At 58.0% G+C, this 2629-nt stretch carries 1 protein-coding gene and 2 pseudogenes; 1 reads left to right on the top strand and 2 read right to left on the bottom strand.

The annotated features are described in order from the left end of the window. Positions 1-329 (top strand): annotated as a pseudogene (locus NW837_RS15440) (pseudouridine synthase); the annotation flags it as partial. Between the two features lie 425 nt (positions 330-754). Here NW837_RS15440 and NW837_RS15435 read toward each other — a convergent pair. After that, on the bottom strand, positions 755-2104 hold the full coding sequence (locus NW837_RS15435) for an adenylosuccinate synthase (RefSeq protein ID WP_414332548.1): 1350 nt from the start codon (positions 2102-2104) through the stop codon (positions 755-757). 211 nt (positions 2105-2315) lie between these two features. Next, positions 2316-2629 (bottom strand): annotated as a pseudogene (locus NW837_RS15430) (peptidase S41); the annotation flags it as partial.

Here is a 2629-nt window from a genome sequence, read left to right as displayed (position 1 = left end):
CCCTGCAACAGTTGCAACAGGGGCTGATCATCCAAGGGCGAAAAACGCGCCCGGCCCAGGTCAAAGTCTTGGCTGAGGAACCCACCCTGCCGCCACGGGATCCCCCCATCCGCTTTCGCCGCTCCATCCCCACCACCTGGCTGGAACTGACGCTGCGGGAGGGTCGTAATCGTCAGGTGCGCCGCATGACTGCCGCCGTTGGGATCCCAACTTTGCGGTTGGTTCGGGTTGGACTGGGGCCTCTTTCTCTGGTGGGGCTTGCTCCCGGCCAGTGGCAAGATCTCAGCGAGGCAGAACTGGCCCAGCTACGGCAATATTGTTTTCCGTGACGTACTCCCGACTCCGACTGCTAGGTAGTACGGAGCAGGCTTCTCGCCTCAACGGGTAGCTATCGCAAGAACCCTCAGCGAGCAGACACAGGATGTCCCACCGCGTAGCTGCACCAGATTCCAACAAAGCTGTTCTGTACAGCTAGGTTGACCACAGCACAAAGACCGCCTTTCATCCCGACCCTCATGCTGATGCATAGAGGGCGAGGCTTCCCAGCGGACTAGCTAAACCATTGATTTTCTGACCCATTGCAGTTATTTCAAGTTAGATTAAGACGCTTTCAAAATGCTCCACGCTGCTTCTGCAACCACCCTCGGGCGGAAGACTTTCTCAGTGGCTCAGGCGTCTCACCCTAAACTGAAATGACTATAACTTACTGATCACTACAGTATTGTCCTTGTTCCCAATTGTGCTTGAGGCCCACTCAGTCGGGCATGAGGGCGTGGACGCGCTTGCCACCATTGGGATAGAGAAGGGCACGTTTGGGGCCGTGGATGGGATCCTCGACGATAATCGTCTGGTCGCGGCTGGCCCCCAGAGAAACAATGGCAATCGGCACCTGCATCAACTGTGCCAAAAACTTCAGGTAATCATGGGCTTCGGGGGGCAAGTCTTGGATGGAGCGGCAATCTTTGGTGGAACATTTCCAGCCCGGCAGGGTTTCGTAGATGGGTTTGCACTGGGCGAAAACCCGGGCATCGCTGGGAAAGTGACGAATTTCCCGCCCCTGGTACTCGTAGGCCACGCACACCTTGATCTCATCCAAGCCATCCAGCACATCCAGTTTGGTGATGGCCAGGCAGTCTAGGCCATTGATTCGCACCGCGTAGCGCCCAATTACCCCGTCAAACCAGCCGCAGCGCCGTTGTCGCCCTGTGGTGGTGCCAAATTCAGCACCGGTTGCCCCCAGGTACGCCCCGATCTCATCTTTGAGCTCGGTGGGGAAAGGGCCTTCGCCAACGCGGGTGGTGTAGGCTTTGGCCACCCCGATCACCCGGTCAATGCTGGTGGGGCCGATCCCAGCGCCAATACAAGCGCCACCGGCAATGGGATGGGAGGAGGTGACGTAGGGGTAGGTGCCGTAGTCGAGATCCAACAGGGTGCCTTGAGCCCCTTCAAACAGGATGTTCTCCCGATCTTCGATGGCTTGGGTGAGAAGCAGAGCAGCGTCGGTAACATAGGGGCGCAGCCGCTCGGCATAGGCCAGGTATTGCTCGATAATTGGCTCGGGATCCAAGGGCGGCAAGTTATAGATCTTTTCCAGCAAGACATTTTTGTAGGGAATGGCCCAACTGAGGCGCTCCCGCAGCTGGTCAGGGTACATCAAGTCCACGACGCGAATGCCCATGCGCTCGGCCTTGTCGGCATAGGTGGGGCCAATGCCCCGGCCGGTGGTGCCCAGCCGGTAAATGCCACGCCGCTCCTCTTCTGCGATGTCAATGACCCGGTGGTAGGGCAGGGTGACGTGGGCCGTTTCGGCAATGAACAGGTTGTCGGTGGAAATGCCCAATTGATGCAGTTGGTCGATCTCGGCCAGCAGAACCTCGGGATCGATCACCGTGCCGCTGGCGATGATGCAGCGTTTGTCGGGGTAGAGAATGCCAGAGGGGATCAAGTGTAGCTTGAAGGTTTGGCCCCCCACCACCAGGGTATGCCCTGCATTCACCCCACCTTGATAGCGGACGACCACATGGGCCTTTTCACTGAGGAGGTCGGTGATCTTCCCTTTTCCTTCATCGCCCCACTGGGCACCGACAACCACGACGTTTGCCAAGAGCTTCTCCTACAGTCCGTAGATGGCACAAAAAATCCCCTTTGCGGGGGTTGCTGCACTAATCTACCGCATCGCTCCGGGCGATGTTGAGAGATCAGGACAAAAAGATTAACAATCGATTAACTTTTCTCCGGCAGGGGACAACGTGGAGATGGGCGGGATCCCCAAACCCTCTGGCAAGCCAACAGAGATTCCCCAGTTGCCCTCGCCTTCAGCTCCCCGGCTTGAACAGGCCAATGGCCGTGACCTGGTTGGATCCCACCTCAAAGGCAAAGGCCAGGCCCAGGGCATCGTAGTTGACGTAGTAGCGGTCGTCGCGCAGATATTCTCGGCTTCCCTTGGGATAGGGTACCACCTCGTTGTAGCCGTTCTCGCCGGGCCCGCCGTAAACGGCGATCACTTCCGAATAGGTGGAGCCGATGCGGATCCCTTCGCCGGTCATGGCTTCCGGGTGGGTGGTGTAGATGCGGTTGGCGAAAAAGCTATCCACAATGCCCGGATGACGGTAGGTGAAGAGGATGTAGT

The organism is Synechococcus sp. R6-10 (genome assembly GCF_047461815.1).
In the GTDB taxonomy this organism is placed as follows: Bacteria; Cyanobacteriota; Cyanobacteriia; order Thermostichales; family Thermostichaceae; genus Thermostichus.
Note: the sequence above shows the minus strand (reverse complement) of the source record. Positions and strands in the feature narration are given on the sequence as shown.